The sequence below is a fragment of the Thermomonas sp. LB-4 genome (assembly GCF_036409385.1).
Lineage (GTDB): Bacteria > Pseudomonadota > Gammaproteobacteria > Xanthomonadales > Xanthomonadaceae > Thermomonas.
Genome location: NZ_JAXOFT010000002.1, coordinates 88,750 through 105,296 on the forward strand (window position 1 = coordinate 88,750; position 16,547 = coordinate 105,296).

23 protein-coding genes are annotated in these 16,547 nt (G+C 66.3%); 20 read left to right on the plus strand and 3 right to left on the minus strand.

Annotated elements, in window-relative coordinates; translation table 11 throughout:
* Positions 1–2 precede the first annotated feature (2 nt).
* The 20 genes from rpsQ (at position 3) to SPK54_RS02250 (ending at position 12,498) form a co-directional block, all read left to right on the plus strand.
* Positions 3–266 (plus strand): 30S ribosomal protein S17, encoded by a 264-nt coding sequence (gene rpsQ, locus SPK54_RS02155; RefSeq protein WP_297144952.1) that lies wholly within the window; start codon positions 3–5, stop codon positions 264–266.
* A 15-nt stretch (positions 267–281) separates the two neighbouring features.
* The gene (gene rplN, locus SPK54_RS02160; RefSeq protein ID WP_028839560.1) at positions 282–650 is read left to right on the plus strand and encodes a 50S ribosomal protein L14; all 369 of its coding nucleotides are present in this window, start codon (positions 282–284) and stop codon (positions 648–650) included.
* Positions 651–667: 17 nt separating this feature from the next.
* Positions 668–982 carry a 50S ribosomal protein L24 gene (gene rplX, locus SPK54_RS02165; RefSeq protein WP_330946291.1) on the plus strand — a complete coding sequence of 105 codons (315 nt, stop codon included), beginning with the start codon at positions 668–670 and terminating at the stop codon, positions 980–982.
* A 1-nt stretch (position 983) separates the two neighbouring features.
* On the plus strand, positions 984–1,526 hold the full coding sequence (rplE, locus tag SPK54_RS02170) for a 50S ribosomal protein L5 (RefSeq protein WP_330946292.1): 543 nt from the start codon (positions 984–986) through the stop codon (positions 1,524–1,526).
* A 10-nt stretch (positions 1,527–1,536) separates the two neighbouring features.
* Positions 1,537–1,842 carry a 30S ribosomal protein S14 gene (gene rpsN, locus SPK54_RS02175; protein ID WP_330946293.1) on the plus strand — a complete coding sequence of 102 codons (306 nt, stop codon included), beginning with the start codon at positions 1,537–1,539 and terminating at the stop codon, positions 1,840–1,842.
* Positions 1,843–2,021: 179 nt separating this feature from the next.
* Positions 2,022–2,417: a 30S ribosomal protein S8 gene (gene rpsH / locus SPK54_RS02180; protein WP_190281749.1), complete on the plus strand. Its 396-nt coding sequence runs from the start codon at positions 2,022–2,024 to the stop codon at positions 2,415–2,417.
* Positions 2,418–2,430: 13 nt separating this feature from the next.
* Entirely contained in the window at positions 2,431–2,958 is a 528-nt protein-coding gene (gene rplF / locus SPK54_RS02185; protein WP_330946294.1) for a 50S ribosomal protein L6, read from the plus strand.
* 30 nt (positions 2,959–2,988) lie between these two features.
* The gene (rplR, locus tag SPK54_RS02190) at positions 2,989–3,342 is read left to right on the plus strand and encodes a 50S ribosomal protein L18 (protein ID WP_330946295.1); all 354 of its coding nucleotides are present in this window, start codon (positions 2,989–2,991) and stop codon (positions 3,340–3,342) included.
* A gap of 155 nt (positions 3,343–3,497) precedes the next feature.
* Complete coding sequence (rpsE, locus tag SPK54_RS02195) at positions 3,498–4,037, plus strand: 30S ribosomal protein S5 (protein ID WP_330946296.1); 540 nt, start codon at positions 3,498–3,500, stop codon at positions 4,035–4,037.
* On the plus strand, positions 4,030–4,215 hold the full coding sequence (rpmD, locus tag SPK54_RS02200) for a 50S ribosomal protein L30 (protein ID WP_330946297.1): 186 nt from the start codon (positions 4,030–4,032) through the stop codon (positions 4,213–4,215). The genes rpsE and rpmD overlap by 8 nt, the downstream gene beginning before the upstream one ends.
* Before the next feature lie 4 nt (positions 4,216–4,219).
* A complete protein-coding gene (gene rplO, locus SPK54_RS02205) occupies positions 4,220–4,657 on the plus strand; it encodes a 50S ribosomal protein L15 (protein WP_330946298.1) in 438 nt (145 codons plus the stop codon).
* A 7-nt stretch (positions 4,658–4,664) separates the two neighbouring features.
* Positions 4,665–6,014 carry a preprotein translocase subunit SecY gene (gene secY, locus SPK54_RS02210; RefSeq protein WP_330946299.1) on the plus strand — a complete coding sequence of 450 codons (1,350 nt, stop codon included), beginning with the start codon at positions 4,665–4,667 and terminating at the stop codon, positions 6,012–6,014.
* Positions 6,015–6,344: 330 nt separating this feature from the next.
* The gene (gene rpsM, locus SPK54_RS02215; protein ID WP_330946300.1) at positions 6,345–6,701 is read left to right on the plus strand and encodes a 30S ribosomal protein S13; all 357 of its coding nucleotides are present in this window, start codon (positions 6,345–6,347) and stop codon (positions 6,699–6,701) included.
* A gap of 12 nt (positions 6,702–6,713) precedes the next feature.
* Entirely contained in the window at positions 6,714–7,106 is a 393-nt protein-coding gene (rpsK, locus tag SPK54_RS02220) for a 30S ribosomal protein S11 (protein WP_028839572.1), read from the plus strand.
* A 20-nt stretch (positions 7,107–7,126) separates the two neighbouring features.
* Positions 7,127–7,756, plus strand: coding sequence for a 30S ribosomal protein S4 (gene rpsD / locus SPK54_RS02225; RefSeq protein ID WP_330946301.1), 630 nt, complete (start codon positions 7,127–7,129; stop codon positions 7,754–7,756).
* 52 nt (positions 7,757–7,808) lie between these two features.
* A complete protein-coding gene (gene rpoA, locus SPK54_RS02230) occupies positions 7,809–8,807 on the plus strand; it encodes a DNA-directed RNA polymerase subunit alpha (RefSeq protein WP_028839574.1) in 999 nt (332 codons plus the stop codon).
* Positions 8,808–9,074: 267 nt separating this feature from the next.
* A complete protein-coding gene (gene rplQ / locus SPK54_RS02235) occupies positions 9,075–9,446 on the plus strand; it encodes a 50S ribosomal protein L17 (RefSeq protein WP_187569708.1) in 372 nt (123 codons plus the stop codon).
* Positions 9,447–9,549: 103 nt separating this feature from the next.
* Positions 9,550–10,068: a disulfide bond formation protein B gene (locus SPK54_RS02240; protein WP_330946302.1), complete on the plus strand. Its 519-nt coding sequence runs from the start codon at positions 9,550–9,552 to the stop codon at positions 10,066–10,068.
* A gap of 61 nt (positions 10,069–10,129) precedes the next feature.
* A complete protein-coding gene (locus tag SPK54_RS02245; protein ID WP_330946303.1) occupies positions 10,130–11,509 on the plus strand; it encodes a 3-deoxy-7-phosphoheptulonate synthase class II in 1,380 nt (459 codons plus the stop codon).
* Complete coding sequence (locus tag SPK54_RS02250) at positions 11,506–12,498, plus strand: YCF48-related protein (protein WP_330946304.1); 993 nt, start codon at positions 11,506–11,508, stop codon at positions 12,496–12,498. Before SPK54_RS02245 ends, SPK54_RS02250 begins: the two co-directional genes overlap by 4 nt.
* A 3-nt stretch (positions 12,499–12,501) precedes the next feature.
* Here the strand turns inward: SPK54_RS02250 and SPK54_RS02255 are convergent, their stop codons facing one another.
* The 3 genes from SPK54_RS02255 to typA form a co-directional block, all read right to left on the minus strand.
* Positions 12,502–14,121, minus strand: coding sequence for an amidase (locus tag SPK54_RS02255; protein ID WP_330946305.1), 1,620 nt, complete (start codon positions 14,119–14,121; stop codon positions 12,502–12,504).
* 63 nt (positions 14,122–14,184) lie between these two features.
* Positions 14,185–14,652 (minus strand): DUF2127 domain-containing protein, encoded by a 468-nt coding sequence (locus tag SPK54_RS02260; RefSeq protein WP_330946306.1) that lies wholly within the window; start codon positions 14,650–14,652, stop codon positions 14,185–14,187.
* 38 nt (positions 14,653–14,690) lie between these two features.
* On the minus strand, positions 14,691–16,520 hold the full coding sequence (gene typA, locus SPK54_RS02265; RefSeq protein ID WP_330946307.1) for a translational GTPase TypA: 1,830 nt from the start codon (positions 16,518–16,520) through the stop codon (positions 14,691–14,693).
* Positions 16,521–16,547 lie beyond the last annotated feature (27 nt).

Genomic DNA, 16,547 nt, shown 5'->3' on the forward strand with positions numbered 1-16,547 from the left:
ACATGACTGAACAAACCAAGAAGCTGCACACGGTCGAAGGCCGCGTCGTCAGCAACAAGATGGACAAGACCGTGACGGTGCTCGTCGAGCGCCAGGTCAAGCACGCGCTGTACGGCAAGTACATCCGTCGCTCGACCAAGCTGCACGCGCACGATGCCGACAACACCTGCAATGAGGGTGACGTCGTCCGCGTGGCGGAATGCGCGCCGATGTCCAAGACCAAGAACTGGCGCGTGGTGGAAATCATCACGCGCGCCGCCGAGTAAGCAGGAGAGACAGCCATGATCCAGATGCAGAGCTTTCTCGACGTTGCCGACAACTCGGGTGCCAAGGAACTGATGTGCATCAAGGTGCTCGGCGGCTCCAAGCGCCGTTACGCCGGCATCGGCGACATCATCAAGGTTTCGGTGAAGGAAGCGATTCCGCGCGGCAAGGTGAAGAAGGGCGACGTCTACGACGCCGTCGTGGTGCGCACCCGCAAGGGCGTGCGCCGCGCTGACGGCTCGCTGATCCGCTTCGACGGCAACGCCGCCGTGCTGCTGAACAACAAGCAAGAGCCGATCGGCACGCGCATCTTCGGGCCCGTGACCCGCGAGCTGCGCACCGAGAAGTTCATGAAGATCGTCTCGCTCGCGCCTGAAGTGCTCTGAGCGGAGGAAGGAAGAACATGAACCGTATCCGCAAGGGCGACCAGGTGGTCGTGACCACCGGCAACAAGAAGATCAAGGGCCAGACCGGCGAAGTGCTGCGCGTCGATGGAGAGCGCGTGTACGTCGCCAACCTGAACCTGGTCAAGCGCCACACCAAGCCCAACCCGCAGGCCGGCCAGCCCGGCGGCGTGGTCGAGCGCGAGGCGTCGATCCACATTTCCAACGTGATGCTGCTCAACCCGGCGACGGGCAAGGGCGAACGCGTTGCCACCAAGGTGCTCGAGAATGGAAAGCGCATCCGCGTGTTCCGCTCCAGCGGCGAGGCTATCTGACATGACCACCCGTCTCGAAAAGTTCTACAAGGAAGAAGTGGTGCCGAAGCTGATGCAGCAGTTCGGCTACACCAATCCGATGCAGGTCCCGAAGCTCGTCAAGGTCACGCTGAACATGGGCGTGGGCGAAGCGGCCACCAACAAGAAGGTGCTCGAGAACGCCGTCGCCGACATGACCAAGATCGCGGGCCAGAAGCCGGTGGTCACCAAGTCGCGCGTTTCGGTGGCGTCGTTCAAGATCCGCGACGGCTGGCCGATCGGTTGCAAGGTCACCCTGCGCCGCGCCCAGATGTTCGAGTTCCTCGACCGCCTGATCAACATCTCGCTGCCGCGCGTGCGTGACTTCCGCGGCGTGTCGGGGCGTTCTTTCGACGGCCGCGGCAACTACAACATGGGCGTGAAGGAGCAGATCATCTTCCCCGAGATCGACTTCGACGCCGTCGACGCGATGCGCGGCATGGATATCGCCATCACCACCACCGCGAAGACCGACGCCGAGGCCAAGGCCCTGCTCGAAGCCTTCCGCTTCCCGTTCCGCAACTAAAGGACACGTCATGGCCAAGACTTCCATGATCAACCGCGAGGCCAAGCGCGCCAAGCTGGCCAAGCAGCACGCCGCCAAGCGTGAGGCGCTGAAGAAGGTCATCGCCAGCCAGGACGCCTCCTATGAGGACAAGATGGCGGCGGCGACCAAGCTGCAGAAGCTGCCGCGCGACTCCTCGCCGTCCCGCCAGACCACCCGCTGCGCCCTGACCGGTCGCCCGCGCGCTGTCTACAGCAAGTTCGGCCTGGGCCGCAACAAGCTGCGCGAAGCCACCATGCGCGGCGACGTGCCCGGTCTGCGCAAGGCGAGCTGGTAAGAAAAGCTGCTATACTGTCCAGCTACCCGCCGCGAAAGTGGTGGTAGCGGCACCCGGACCCCGCAGCAATGCGGGGTTCGCGCCTGCAACAGCGCCGCGGCGTTCCGTGCCCGTGGCGTCCACAACCCGACAGATTTTCGCGAAAGCGGATATCGGTGCTACTCATCAGGTGAATCCACATGAGCATGACTGATCCCATCGCCGACATGCTGGTCCGCATCAGGAATGCGGCCGCGGTTGGCAAGCCGGCGGTGAAGATGCCGTCCTCCAAGGTCAAGGTCGCGATCGCCAACGTCCTCAAGGACGAGGGCTACATCGCGGACGCCCGCGTGACCCCGAACGGCGCCAAGGCCGAGCTTGAAATCGCCCTGAAGTACTTCGAGGGCAAGCCGGTGATCGAGACCCTGAAGCGCGTGTCGCGCTCGGGCCTGCGCCAGTACCGCGGCAAGGACGCGCTGCCCAAGGTCCTCAATGGCCTCGGCGTTGCGATCGTTTCCACCTCCAAGGGCATCATGACCGATTCGCAGGCGCGCCAGCAGGGCGTCGGCGGAGAAGTCCTGTGCATCGTGGCCTAAGGGAGTAACGCACATGTCCCGAGTCGCCAAGAAGCCCGTCGCCCTCGCCAAGGGCGTCGAAGTCAACGTCCAGCCGGACTCCATCAGCGTGAAGGGGCCCAAGGGCACCCTGAGCATCGCCAAGCCGGCCGGCGTCGAAGTCAAGATCGAAGACGGCCAGGCGCTGCTGTCGGCCAGCGATGCGTCGCTGGTGCCGATGGCCGGCACCCTGCGCGCGATCGTGGCCAACATGGTCCACGGCGTCAGCGCCGGCTTCGAGCGCAAGCTCGAGCTGGTCGGCGTCGGCTACCGCGCCGCCATGCAGGGCCAGGACCTGAACCTCTCGCTGGGCTTCTCCCATCCGGTTCTGTTCGCGCCGCCGGCCGGCATCACCATCACCACGCCGACCCAGACCGAAATCCTGGTCTCGGGCGCCGACAAGCAGCTGGTGGGTGAAGTCGCCGCCAAGATCCGTGGTTACCGCCCGCCGGAGCCCTACAAGGGCAAGGGCGTGAAGTATTCCGACGAGACCATCATCCGCAAGGAAGCCAAGAAGGCGTAATCGCGCCTTCAGCTTTCGGAGAAGAAGACCATGGAAAAGAAGATCGCTCGCCTGCGTCGCGCCAAGTCCACCCGCGCGCACATCCGCGAACTGGGCGTGCCGCGCCTGTCGGTGCTGCGCACCGGCCAGCACCTGTATGCCCAGGTGTTCACCCACGACGGCGCCAAGGTGCTGGCTTCGGCCTCCACCGTGCAGGCCGACGTGATGGCTGGCCTGAAGAACGGGAAGAATGCCGAAGCCGCCGCCAAGGTGGGCCAGGTGATTGCCGAGCGTGCCAAGGCCGCCGGCATCGAGCGCGTCGCGTTCGACCGTTCGGGTTACCGCTACCACGGCCGCATCAAGGCGCTGGCCGACGCCGCGCGCGAAGGCGGCCTGCAGTTCTAAGGGCCTGAGGCGCGGGGCTTCGGCTCCGCCTCGCCCGCTGCCGATGCGGCCTGCATCGGGCGCGGTCGCCGGTTGCGGCGGTCGCGGAACGTCCGCGGTACTCAACAACCATAAGCGGCGAAGCCGCAAATCCCCTCAATAATCGAGACATCGAAATGGCAGAACAGCGCGAATCCCGCGGCCGCGATCGCGGTCCCCGCGAGGAAAAAGTCGATGACGGCATGATCGAGAAGCTGATCGCCGTCAATCGCGTCAGCAAGACCGTCAAGGGTGGCCGCCAGTTCACCTTCACCGCGCTGACGGTGGTGGGCGACGGCGCCGGCAAGGTCGGTTTCGGCTATGGCAAGGCACGCGAAGTGCCGGTTGCCATCCAGAAGTCGATGGAGCAGGCGCGCAAGGGCATGAGTTCGGTCGACCTGAACAACGGCACCCTGCATCACCAGGTGAAGGCCGGTCACGGTGCGGCCCGCGTGTTCATGCAGCCTGCTTCCGAAGGTACCGGGGTGATCGCCGGCGGCGCGATGCGCGCCGTGCTGGAAGCGGTTGGCGTCAAGAACGTGCTGGCCAAGGCGGTTGGCTCGCGCAATCCGATCAATCTGGTGCGCGCCACGATCAAGGGCCTGGAGTCGATGCACTCCCCGGCGAAGATCGCGGCAAAGCGCGGCAAGAAGGTGGAGGATCTAGTCAATGGCTAACGACAAGACCATCAAGGTCCGCCTGGTCAAGGGCCTGCGCGGCACCCAAGCGCGCCATCGCCTGTCGGTCAAGGCGCTCGGCCTCGGCAAGCTCAACAGCGTCCGCGAACTCAAGGACAGCCCGCAGGTTCGTGGCCTGATCAACAAGGTCCACTACCTGGTGAAGGTGGAGGAGTAATCACATGAAGCTCAACACGCTCAAGCCCGCAGACGGCGCCCGCAAGGAGCGCACCCGCGTTGGCCGTGGCATCGGTTCCGGCCTCGGCAAGACCGCCGGTCGCGGCCACAAGGGTTCGTTCGCGCGTTCCGGCAAGGGCAAGATCAAGGCCGGTTTCGAAGGCGGCCAGATCCCCATGCAGCGTCGCCTGCCCAAGATCGGCTTCCGCTCGAAGCTGGCCAACGACTGCGCCGAAGTGCTGCTGTACAAGCTGGACCTGCTCCCGGCCGGGGAAGTCGACTTCGCGGCCCTGCGCGCAGCGAAGCTGGTTCCCAGCACCGCCAAGCGCGCCAAGGTCGTCTCCAAGGGCGAAGTGACCAAGGCCTACGTGCTCAAGGGCATTGCTGCGACCGCCGGCGCCAAGGCCGCGATCGAGGCGGCCGGCGGCAAGCTGGCGGAGTAAGAACGGCATGTCGCGCAGTGCGGGAGCATTGGCAGGCCTGATGGGCGCGGGCAAGTTCACCGAACTTCGCTCGCGCCTCCTCTTCGTCATCGGTGCGCTGATTGTCTATCGCATCGGGTGTTTCATCCCGGTGCCGGGCGTCAATCCCGAAGCCATGCTGCAGCTGATGGACTCGCAGAAGGGCACCGTCGTGGACATGTTCAACATGTTCTCGGGCGGTGCGCTCGCGCGGTTCAGCCTGTTCGCGCTGAACGTGATGCCGTACATCTCGGCGTCCATCGTCATGCAGCTGATGGTGCAGATCCTGCCCAGCCTGAAGGCGCTGCAGAAGGAAGGCGAGTCGGGTCGACGCAAGATCACCCAGTACTCGCGCGTTGGCTCGGTGTTCCTGGCGGTGTTCCAGGCCGCGGGCATCGCCATCGCGCTGCAGGGGCAGGGCGCCAGTGGCGGCGTCCCGGTCGTGTACAACCCGGGCATCGGCTTCGTGGTGACCGCGGTGGTGTCGCTGACCGCCGGTACCGTGTTCCTGATGTGGCTCGGCGAGCAGGTGACCGAGCGCGGCATTGGCAACGGCGTCTCCCTGATCATCTTCGCCGGCATCGTCGCCGGCCTGCCTGGCGCGGTGCTCAACACCCTGCAGCAGGCCAACAGCGGCGACATGCAGTGGATCACGGTGTTCTTCATCCTGGCGATCGTGCTGGCAGTGACCTGGTTCGTGGTGTTCATGGAGAGCGGCCAGCGCCGCATCACCGTGAACTATGCGCGCCGCCAGGGTGCACGCGGCGGCTACCAGAACCAGAGCTCGTTCCTGCCGCTCAAGCTCAACATGTCGGGCGTGATTCCGCCGATCTTCGCATCGTCGATCATCATGTTCCCGGCCACCGCGTCGACCTGGTTCGGCCAGTCCGGCAGCCCCGCTACGATGTGGTTGCAGAAGGTCAGCCAGATGCTGTCGCCCGGCGAGCCGCTGCACATGATCCTGCTGGCGGCGCTGATCGTCGGTTTCGCGTTCTTCTACACGGCGCTGGTCTTCAACTCGCAGGAAACCGCGGACAACCTGAAGAAGTCCGGCGCGCTGATCCCCGGCATCCGCCCGGGCAAGGCGACCGGCGAGTACATCGACGGCGTGCTGACCCGACTCACCGCGGCCGGTTCGCTCTATCTGGTGCTGGTCTGCCTGCTGCCGGAAGTCATGCGCACCGAGATGGGCGCTTCGTTCTACTTCGGCGGCACCTCGCTGCTGATCGTGGTGGTGGTGGTGATGGACTTCATCGCGCAGATCCAGGCGCACCTGATGTCCCACCAGTACGAGAGCCTGCTGAAGAAGGCGAACCTCAAGGGGCGCGGCGCCCGCTGATCGGGCCGTGCATCCAGCCCGCAGCTGCTGCGGGCACGTGACAACCGCCGGTTCGACGAACGCGCGAACCGGCAAATGGGCGACCCGCGCGACGATCCCGCGTGCGGGTGGCCCCGGACCGATCCGCGCACCAGAGTAGTGCGCGGGCAGGCCGGCCCGGCAAGGGCCAGGCGCTGCCAGTCCGGGGCCATCGCCGGAGCATGGGCACACTCCCCATGCCGGGCCAGGGCTTGCCCTGGCTTCCTGACAAGTCGGGATTGGGTTACAATTTCACGTTTCCCACGTCGAATCTCCCGGTTCGGCGTCATTTCGTTTATCGGAGATCGCCTTATGGCGCGTATTGCAGGCGTCAACCTGCCTGCCCAGAAGCACGTCTGGGTCGGGCTGCAAAGCATCTACGGCATTGGCCGTACCCGTTCCAAGCAGGTCTGCGAGTCGGCTGGCGTGAGCTCGTCGACCAAGATCCGCGACCTGTCCGAGCCGGAAGTCGAGCGGCTGCGCGCCGAAGTCGGCAAGTTCATCGTCGAGGGCGACCTGCGTCGCGAAGTCGGCATGGCCATCAAGCGTCTGATGGACCTGGGCTGCTACCGCGGCCTGCGCCATCGCCGTGGCCTGCCGCTGCGCGGCCAGCGCACCCGCACCAATGCGCGCACCCGCAAGGGCCCGCGCAAGGCCATCAAGAAGTAAGGAACAGACATCATGGCCAAGCCGGCAGCAACCAAGACCAAGAAGAAGATCAAGCGCGTCGTCACCGACGGCATCGCGCATGTCCACGCTTCGTTCAACAACACGATCATCACCATCACCGACCGCCAGGGCAACGCCCTGAGTTGGGCGACTTCGGGCGGCGCGGGTTTCCGCGGTTCCCGCAAGTCCACGCCGTTCGCCGCGCAGGTTGCCGCCGAGAAGGCCGGCAAGGCAGCGCTGGACTACGGCGTGAAGGCGCTGGAAGTGCGCATCAAGGGTCCGGGTCCGGGCCGAGAATCCGCCGTTCGTTCGCTGAACAACGTCGGCTACAAGATCCTCAACATCATCGACGTGACGCCGATCCCGCACAACGGGTGCCGTCCGCCGAAGAAGCGTCGCGTCTGACGCGCGGGAGCACCTAGAACATGGCTCGTTATATCGGTCCCACCTGTAAGCTCGCCCGCCGCGAAGGCACCGACCTGTCGCTGAAGTCGCCGGCCCGCGCGCTCGATTCGAAGTGCAAGCTGGAGCAGAAGCCCGGCCAGCACGGCGCCACCGCCCGCAAGGGCAAGCTGTCCGACTACGCCACCCAGCTGCGCGAGAAGCAGAAGGTCAAGCGCATCTACGGCCTGCTGGAGCGCCAGTTCCGCAACTACTACAAGAAGGCCGCTACCAAGAAGGGCAACACCGGCGAGAACCTGCTGCAGCTGCTGGAAACCCGCTTGGATAACGTCGTCTATCGCATGGGCTTCGCCGTCACCCGTCCGGCCGCGCGCCAGCTGGTCAGCCACCGCGGTGTGACCGTCAACGGCAAGCCGGTCAATCTGCCGTCCTACGCGGTCAAGGCCGGCGATGCCATCGCCCTGTCCGAGAAGGCCCAGAAGCAGCTGCGCGTCAAGGAGTCGCTGACCCTGGCCGAGCAGATGAACCTGTCGCCCTCGTGGGTCGAGGTGGATTCGAACAAGTTCGCCGGCGTGTTCAAGGCCGTGCCGGACCGGGCCGACCTGCCCAGCGACATCAACGAAGCGCTGATCGTCGAGCTGTACTCGAAGTAAGCCATTGCCACCGGCCTGCGCCCAGCGCGCAGGCCAGCAGGAGACACCACGAATGACGGTTACCGCCACCCAAGTGCTGCGTCCGCGCGGACCGCAGATCGAGCGCATCACCGACAACCGCGCCAAGGTCGTGATCGAGCCGCTGGAGCGCGGTTACGGCCACACCTTGGGCAATGCGCTGCGTCGCGTGCTGCTGTCCTCGATCCCCGGCTTCGCGATCACCGAAGTCGAGATCGACGGCGTGCTGCACGAGTACACCACGGTCGAAGGCCTGCAGGAGGACGTGCTCGAGGTCCTGCTGAACCTCAAGGACGTCGCCATCCGCATGCACAGCGGCGACACCGACACCCTGGAGCTGAAGAAGCAGGGTCCGGGCGTCGTCACCGCCGGCGACATCAAGACCAGCCACAACGTCGAGGTGCTCAACCCCGACCACGTGATCGCCAACCTGACCAAGGACGTGGCGCTGAACATGCGCCTCACCATCAGCCGCGGTTTCGGCTACCAGCCGGCCTCCGCGCGCCGCCGCCCGGACGAGGAGACCCGCACCATCGGTCGCCTCATGCTGGATGCTTCGTTCTCCCCGGTCCGGCGCGTCGCCTACGCGGTGGAAGCCGCGCGCGTCGAGCAGCGTACCGACCTCGACAAGCTGGTGATGGAGATCGAGACCAACGGCACCATCGATGCGGAAGAGGCGGTGCGTACCGCTGCCGACATCCTCACCGACCAGCTGTCGGTGTTCGGCGATTTCACCCATCGCGACCGCGGCGCCAAGCCGCAGGCCAGCACCGGCGTCGATCCGCTGCTGCTGCGCCCGATCGACGACTTGGAGCTAACGGTGCGTTCGGCCAACTGCCTCAAGGCCGAGAGCATCTACTACATCGGTGACCTGATCCAGAAGACCGAAGTGGAGCTGCTCAAGACTCCGAACCTGGGCAAGAAGTCGCTCACCGAGATCAAGGAAGTGCTGGCCCAGAAGGGCCTGTCGCTGGGCATGAAGCTGGAGAACTGGCCGCCGGCCGGCGTCGCCAGCCACGGCATGATGGGGTGAGTGGACGGCGCCTAGCCGTTGCCCTCAGGCAACGGCTGGGGTCCGCGAACGCCCGGCGCGCCGCGCCGGGCCGGCGGTGCAAACGCGGCGCAGCCGCGGCTCCCGCTCTGCTTTAGCTTTTCTTGAACCAGTAATACCGCCGACGAACCAAAGTTCGCGGCATGACCGGCAAGGGACGCCGGTTCGGGCCACCCGCAGCCCAAGACTCCAACGTCAGGACGACGACAGCGAACTCCATCGTTTCAACCTTCATCAGGAATCACACCCATGCGCCACCAGAAATCCGGCCGCAAGTTCAACCGCACCAGCGCCCACCGCAGTGCGATGTTCTCGAACATGGCGGCGTCGCTGATCAAGAACGAAATCATCCGCACCACCCTGCCCAAGGCCAAGGAACTGCGCCGCGTGGCCGAGCCGCTGATCACCCTGGCCAAGACCGACGGCGTGGCCAATCGCCGTCTGGCCTTCTCGCGCCTGCGCGACAAGGAAGCGGTCGGCACCCTGTTCACCGTGCTGGGCCCGCGCTACGCGCAGCGTCCGGGCGGCTACCTGCGCATCCTCAAGTGCGGCTTCCGCGCCGGTGACAATGCGCCGATGGCTTACGTGGAGCTGGTGGATCGTCCGCAGGCTGCCGAGTAATCCCGGCATCGCCAAGCGCGTCATCGAAAACCCCGGGCAACCGGGGTTTTTCGTTTTTGCGTGAACTGCAGCATAATCAGAGCGATTGATCGAAGGCGTTGGCATGAATCCGTTCCGATGGTCGTTCCGCAGGCAGTTCCTCTTGGGCTTCGCCTGTTGTGCCGCATTGCTGGGTTATGCGCTGTTCGTGCAGTTCAAGCTCGGCATCGAGCCTTGCCCGTTCTGCATCTTCCAGCGCCTTTGCTTCGCCGCACTCGGCGTCGTGTTCCTGCTGGGCGCCATGCACGCGCCGCGTGCGCAGGGCGCGCGCAAGTGGTGGGGCGTGCTGGCGTTCGCCGCCGCTGCCGCCGGCATGGGCGTGGCGGGGCGGCATTCATGGGTGCAGTTGCATCCGCCGGAGCTGCCGACCTGTACGCCGGGCTGGAACTTCCTGGTCGAACAGAATTCGTGGCTGGGTGTGGTGCGCAAGGTGCTGCTGGCCAATGGCGACTGCAGCAGCATCGACTGGCAGTTCCTTGGGCTGAGCATGCCGATGTGGGCGCTGGTCTGGTTCGTCGCGTTGGGGCTGGGCGCGCTGTATGCAGGATTCCAGCGGCGTCATTCCCATCTGTTCCGAAGGTAACGGTTGCGGTGGCGCCGAGGGGACGGGATGATGCGATGCAACACATCCGGTTTTCCTGATCATGTCCACCGCCAACGCCACTGCCATTTCCGCTTCGCGCACGCCCGACTGGGCGCCTGACAGCTGGCGCGGCAAGCCCGCGCTGCAGATGCCGACCTATCCGGATGCGGCCGAACTGGCGGCGACCCAGGAAGAACTGCGCGCGCTGCCGCCGCTGGTGACTTCGCGCGAGATCCTTTCGCTCAAGCAGCAGTTGGCCGAAGCCCAGGAAGGCGAGCGTTTCCTGCTGCAAGGTGGCGACTGCGCCGAGACGTTCGCCGAATGCAATTCGGACGTGATCTCCAATCGGCTCAAGGTGCTGCTGCAGATGAGCCTGGTGCTGGTGCACGGGCTGAAGGTGCCGGTGGTGCGCGTGGGCCGGTTTGCCGGCCAGTACGCCAAGCCGCGTTCGGCCGACACCGAGACGCGCGACGGCGTGACCTTGCCCAGTTACCGCGGCGATATCGTTAACAGCCCCGAGTTCACCGGGCAGGCGCGCCGGCCGGATCCGCGCCGGATGATCAAGGCGCATGCGCGTTCGGCGATGACGATGAACTTCGTGCGGTCGCTGATCGACGGCGGTTTCGCCGACCTGCACCATCCCGAATACTGGGGACTGGGCTGGGTCAGCCAGTCGCCGCATGCAGCCGATTACCAGAAGATGGTGGCCGGCATCGGCGATGCCGTGCGTTTCATGGAGACGCTGGCCGGGCGGCGCATGCAGAGCCTCAACCGGGTCGATTTCTACACCTCGCACGAGGCATTGCTGCTGCACTACGAAGAGGCGCAAACGCGCCAGGTGCCGCGCGCGGACGGTTGGTTCAACCTGAGCACGCATTTCCCGTGGATCGGCATGCGCACCGCCGCGCTGGACGGCGCGCACCTCGAATACTTCCGCGGCATCCGCAACCCGGTGGCGGTGAAGGTGGGGCCGTCGGTGACGCCGGACCAGCTGCTGCGCGTCATCGATGCGCTGAATCCCGACGACGAGCCGGGCCGCTTGGGGCTGATCCACCGCATGGGCGCGGAGCACATCGCCGACAAGCTGCCGCCGCTGCTGGACGCGGTGAAGCGCGAAGGCCGCCGCGTGCTGTGGATCTGCGATGCGATGCACGGCAATACCGAATCCACCAGCAATGGCTACAAGACCCGCCAGTTCAAGAACATCCGCAGCGAGATCGAGCAGGCGTTCGACCTGCACGAGGCGGCCGGCACGCGGCTGGGCGGCGTGCACCTGGAGCTGACCGGCGAGAACGTAACCGAATGCCTCGGTGGCGCGCGCCAGCTGACCGAAGTGGACCTGCAGCGCGACTACCGCACCACCGTCGATCCGCGCCTGAACTACGAGCAGGCGCTGGAGATCGCCATGCTGATCGTGCGCAAGCGCGGACAGCTCACGTGATTGCACGCGGCTTCGCGCTGGCTTTGCTGTTGGCTTGCGCCGGCGCATCGGCGCGGCAGCCGGCGGAGCTGGAATTGCAACGCAGCGGCGTGGACGTGCGCCTGCGCGGGCTTTCCGCGGTGGATGCGGATGTGGCGTGGGCCAGCGGACGCAACGGCATCGTGCTTCGCACCGTCGATGGCGGCGCGCATTGGCAGCAACACCCGGTGCCCGGTGCGCAGCAGCTCGATTTCCGCGACATCCAAGCGTTCGATGCGAACACCGCGCTGGCCTTGAGTATTGGCCCGGGCGAAAGCTCGCGCATCTACCGCACCGAAGACGGCGGCGCGACATGGGCGCAGGTGCTGCGCAATCGCGATGAACGTGGTTTCTTCGATTGCATGGCGTTCGAGGGCGAGCGCGGCTGGCTGCTGGGTGATCCGGTCGATGGCCGCTTCCAGTTGTTCATGACCCGCAACGGTGGCCGCAGCTGGATGCAGCTGGGCGATGCGCCGCAGGCGCTGCCCGACGAAGCCGCATATGCCGCCAGCGGCACCTGCATCGCGCGCCTGCGTGGTGCGCTTGCCATTGCGACCGGCAACACCGCGCGGGTGCTGGTGCGCAGGGACGGCGGGGCATGGCAGGCGTTCGATCCGCAGATGTCGCGCGGCAAGCCGGAGGCAGGTGTTTTTTCGGTGGCGGTGTCCGGCGCTGGCTGGTTCGCGGTGGGCGGCGACTACAGGGCGGAAACCGCGCCCGGCAATGCCGCAGCGTTCGACGGCGGCACGTTGCGGATTGCGCCGGCTCCGCGCGGATTCCGCTCCGGCGTTGCCTGCGCGGGTGCAGGCCTGCCTTGCATCGCCGCCGGGCCTGCCGGCGTGGATCGCTGGGACGGCAAGGCGTGGGCGCCGCTGTCCGACGTGGGGTTCGACGCAGTGGAGATCGCCGGCGGCGTCGCCTGGTTCAGCGGCGATGCCGGCCGTATCGGCCGGCTCCGCCTCGCCGAATAACAGTCAGCGGGTTGCGCCGGGAGCTTCCGGCAGCAGCGTCGGCAGGAACTTCGGAGGCGTGCGCGCCTTACTGGCCTGTTCGTAGGCGTAGCCCAGCTCGATCAAGCGCGGCTCGCTCCAGGCGGTGCCCATGAACACGAGGCCGACCGGTAGGCCATGTACGCTGCCCATCGGCACGGTGAGGCTGGGGTAGCGGGCGACCGCGGCAGCACTGTAGCCGGCGCCCAGGAAATGGTCGCTGTTGACCGGATCGGTGGGCCATGCGGGTGACATCGCCGGTGCGACCAGCGCATCGAGGTGCTGTTTCTCCAGCGCGGCGTCGATGCCTTCCGGGCCGGCCAGCCGGCGCGCCTTGTCGCGCGCAGCGGCATAGGCCTTATCGGTCAGCGGGCCTTTCGCATTCGCCCGCTCGAAGATTTCCTGCGCGAAGAAGGGCATCTCCTGCGTCGCATGCCGCGTGTTGAAATCGATCAGCGCGGCCATGTCCTTGTGCGGGGCGCCGCTGCCGGCGAGGTAGGCATTGAGGCCGTCCTTGAACTCGTACAGCATCATCTCGAACTCGTCGGCGTCCCATTTTCCGAGCGTCGGGATCTCCGCATCGACCACGGTCGCGCCCGCGGCCTGCATCGCGGCGATGGCGCGCTCCATCGCTGCATCGGTATCCGGGTGATAGCCCATCAGCTTGCGCACGACACCGATACGCGCGCCTTCCAGCGCGCCGGGCTTGAGGTGCGCGGTGTAGTCGATGGGCGTGGCGTCCCTGCGTTCGGACGCGGCGGGGTCGTTGGCATCCGGCGCAGCGATCGCGGTCAGCAGCGCGGCGGCGTCGGCGACGCTGCGCGCCATCGGGCCGGCGGTGTCCTGCGAGACCGAGATCGGGATGATGCCGCTGCGGCTGACCAGCCCCACCGTGGGCTTGATGCCGACAAGGCCCGCCACGGCGGAGGGGCAGATGATGCTGCCGTCGGTCTCGGTGCCGATGCCGAGGGTGGCGAGGTTGGCGGCGATGGCGCTGCCGGTGCCGGAACTCGATCCGCAGGGATTGCGGTCGAGCGCGTAGGGATTCTTCGTCTGCCCGCCGCGCCCGCTCCAGCCGGAGGTCGAACGCGTCGAGCGGAAGTTGGCCCACTCCGACAGGTTGGTCTTGCCGAGGATCACCGCGCCGGCCTCGCGCAGTTTCGCGACCAGGAAGGCATCGGTCTTCGGGCGATGCTCCGCCAGTGCCAGCGAGCCGGCGGAATTGACCATCGGCGTGGCGTCGATGTTGTCCTTCAGCAGCACCGGGATGCCGTGCAGCGGGCCGCGCGTCTTGCCGGCCTTGCGCTCGGCGTCCAGGGCGTCGGCTTCCCGCAGTGCCTGCGCATTGGTTTCGATGACGGCGCCAAGCGTCGGGCCGGCGTCATCGATGGCGGCGATGTGGTCGAGGTAGGCCTGCACCAGTGCGCGGCTGGTCAGCGTGCCGGATACCATCTGCCGTTGCAGGTCGGTGACGTTGGCCTCATCGAAGGCGAACGCGGTGGCGGATGCCGTGGGCTTGCTCGGGTCAGGTGCGGGCTGCTGCGCGCCGGGCTGGCAGGCGGTAAGCAGGGCGGCGATCGTGAGGGCAAGCGGCAAGTGGCGCATCGGCGAGGCTCCCGGTAAGAGCCGCAAGCATTGCCCGGTGCGCCGGTGCAGGCAAGTGGCGATTCAGCGCCGGCGGATCACCAGGTCGCGCGCCAGCACCCACAGCACCAGCAGGTTGATCGCTACCACCGCCAGCGACAGCCAGCCGGGGTGCTTCACCAGCGCGTACAGGTCGAACGGCAGGTACAGGGAGACGGTGACGCAGCCCAGCCACGAGGCCCAGGCCTTCGCGCGCCACAGGCCCCAGCCCTCCAGCAGATGCATCACGCCGTACAGCGCCGCGACCAGCGCGGCGAGGTGGATGCCATCGGGGCTGATCGCGCCGTTCAACCACGCCAGCGCGCCGTGGTTCGGGTCGAAGTGGAAGCGGGTGATCAGCTCTTGCACCCAGCGCCGCAGCGGCGCCGGGCCGAGCAGTTCCAGGCCGCTGGCGGCCAGCAGCGCCAGCGCGCCTTTGGCCACTTCGAACAGGGCGATGGCATGCAGGCCCGGATGCGCGTGCGGATCCGGGTTGTAATGCTGCTGGCTCATGCCGTTCCCGATGCGATGAAGCGGCCGGGGGGCCCGGATCAGGCCGCGCGGCTGGCCCGCTTGCGGTCGCTCTCGGTCAAGAGTTTCTTGCGCAGGCGGATTTCCTTCGGGGTGATCTCGACCAGCTCGTCGTCGTCGATGAAGTCCAGCGCCTGCTCCAGCGAGAACTTGGTGGCCGGGGTCAGCTGGATCGCATCGTCCTTGCCGGAGGCGCGCATGTTGGTCAGCGGCTTGGTCTTGATGACGTTGACGGTGAGGTCGTTGTCCTTGCTGTGGATGCCGACCAGCTGGCCTTCGTAGACCTGGTCGCCTTCGGCGGCGAACAGCTTGCCGCGCTCCTGCAGCGGGCCCAGCGAATAGGCCGGGGTGGGGCCGGCGGCGTTGGCGATCATCACGCCGTTGAGGCGCTTGGCAATGGGGCCGGTTTCCTTCGGGCCGTAGTGGTCGAACACGTGGAACAGCAGGCCCGAGCCCTGGGTCAGGGTCTTGAACTCGTTCTGGAAACCGATCAGGCCGCGCGCCGGGATCATGTAGTCCAGGCGCACGCGGCCCTTGCCGTCGGACTCCATGTTCTTCAGCTGGCCCTTGCGCATGCCGAGCTTCTCCATCACGCCGCCCTGGTGGGTTTCCTCCACGTCGACGACGAGCTGCTCGATCGGCTCCATCAGCTGGCCGTCGATCTCCTTGATGATGACCTCGGGGCGCGACACCGCCAGCTCGTAGCCCTCGCGGCGCATGGTCTCGATCAGCACCGACAGATGCAGCTCGCCGCGGCCGGAGACCAGGAACTTGTCGGCGTCCTCCAGCTGCTCGACCTTCAGCGCCACGTTGTGCACGGTCTCGCGCTCCAGCCGGTCCTTGAGCTGGCGGCTGGTCAGGAACTTGCCGCCGGAGAGGTCCTTGCTGCCGGCGAACGGCGAGTTGTTGACCTGGAAGGTCATCGAGATGGTGGGCTCGTCCACGGTCAGCGCCGGCAGTGCTTCCGGCATGTCGACGGAGCACACGGTGTCGGAGATGCTGAGCTCCGCGATGCCGGAGATGGCGACGATGTCGCCGGCTTCCGCGCTGTCCTGCTCGATCCGCTCCAGGCCCATGAAGCCGAGCACCTGCAGCACCTTGCCCTGGCGCTTCTTGCCCTCGCGGTCGATCACGGTGACCGGCATGTTCTTCTTCAGCGTGCCGCGCTGGATGCGGCCGATACCAATGACGCCGACGAAATTGTTGTAGTCCAGCTGCGAGATGCGCATCTGGAACGGGCCTTCGGTTTCCACTTCCGGCGCCGGCACGTACTTCATGATCGCCTCGTACAGCGGGGTCATGTCGCCGCTGCGCACGGTGTCTTCCATGCCGGCATAGCCGTTCAGGCCAGAGGCATAGACGATCGGGAAGTCCAGCTGCTCGTTGGTGGCGCCGAGCTTGTCGAACAGGTCGAACACCTGGTCGATCACCCAGTCCGGGCGGGCGCCGGGGCGGTCGACCTTGTTGACTACCACTATGGGCTTGAAGCCCATCGCGAACGCCTTCTGGGTGACGAAGCGGGTCTGCGGCATCGGGCCGTCCATCGCGTCCACCAGAATCAGCACCGAGTCGACCATCGACAGCACGCGCTCGACCTCGCCGCCGAAGTCGGCATGGCCGGGGGTGTCGACGATGTTGATGCGGTTGCCCTGCCAGGTGATGGCGGTGTTCTTGGCCAGGATGGTGATGCCGCGTTCCTTTTCCTGGTCGTTGCTGTCCATCACGCGTTCGGCCAGCACCGTGCGCTCGTTGAGGGTGCCGGACTGCTTCAGCAGGCAATCGACGAGGGTGGTCTTGCCGTGGTCGACGTGGGCGACGATGGCGATGTTGCGGAGGCGTTCGACGGACATTCGGAAGGGCTCGTGGAAACCGCACCC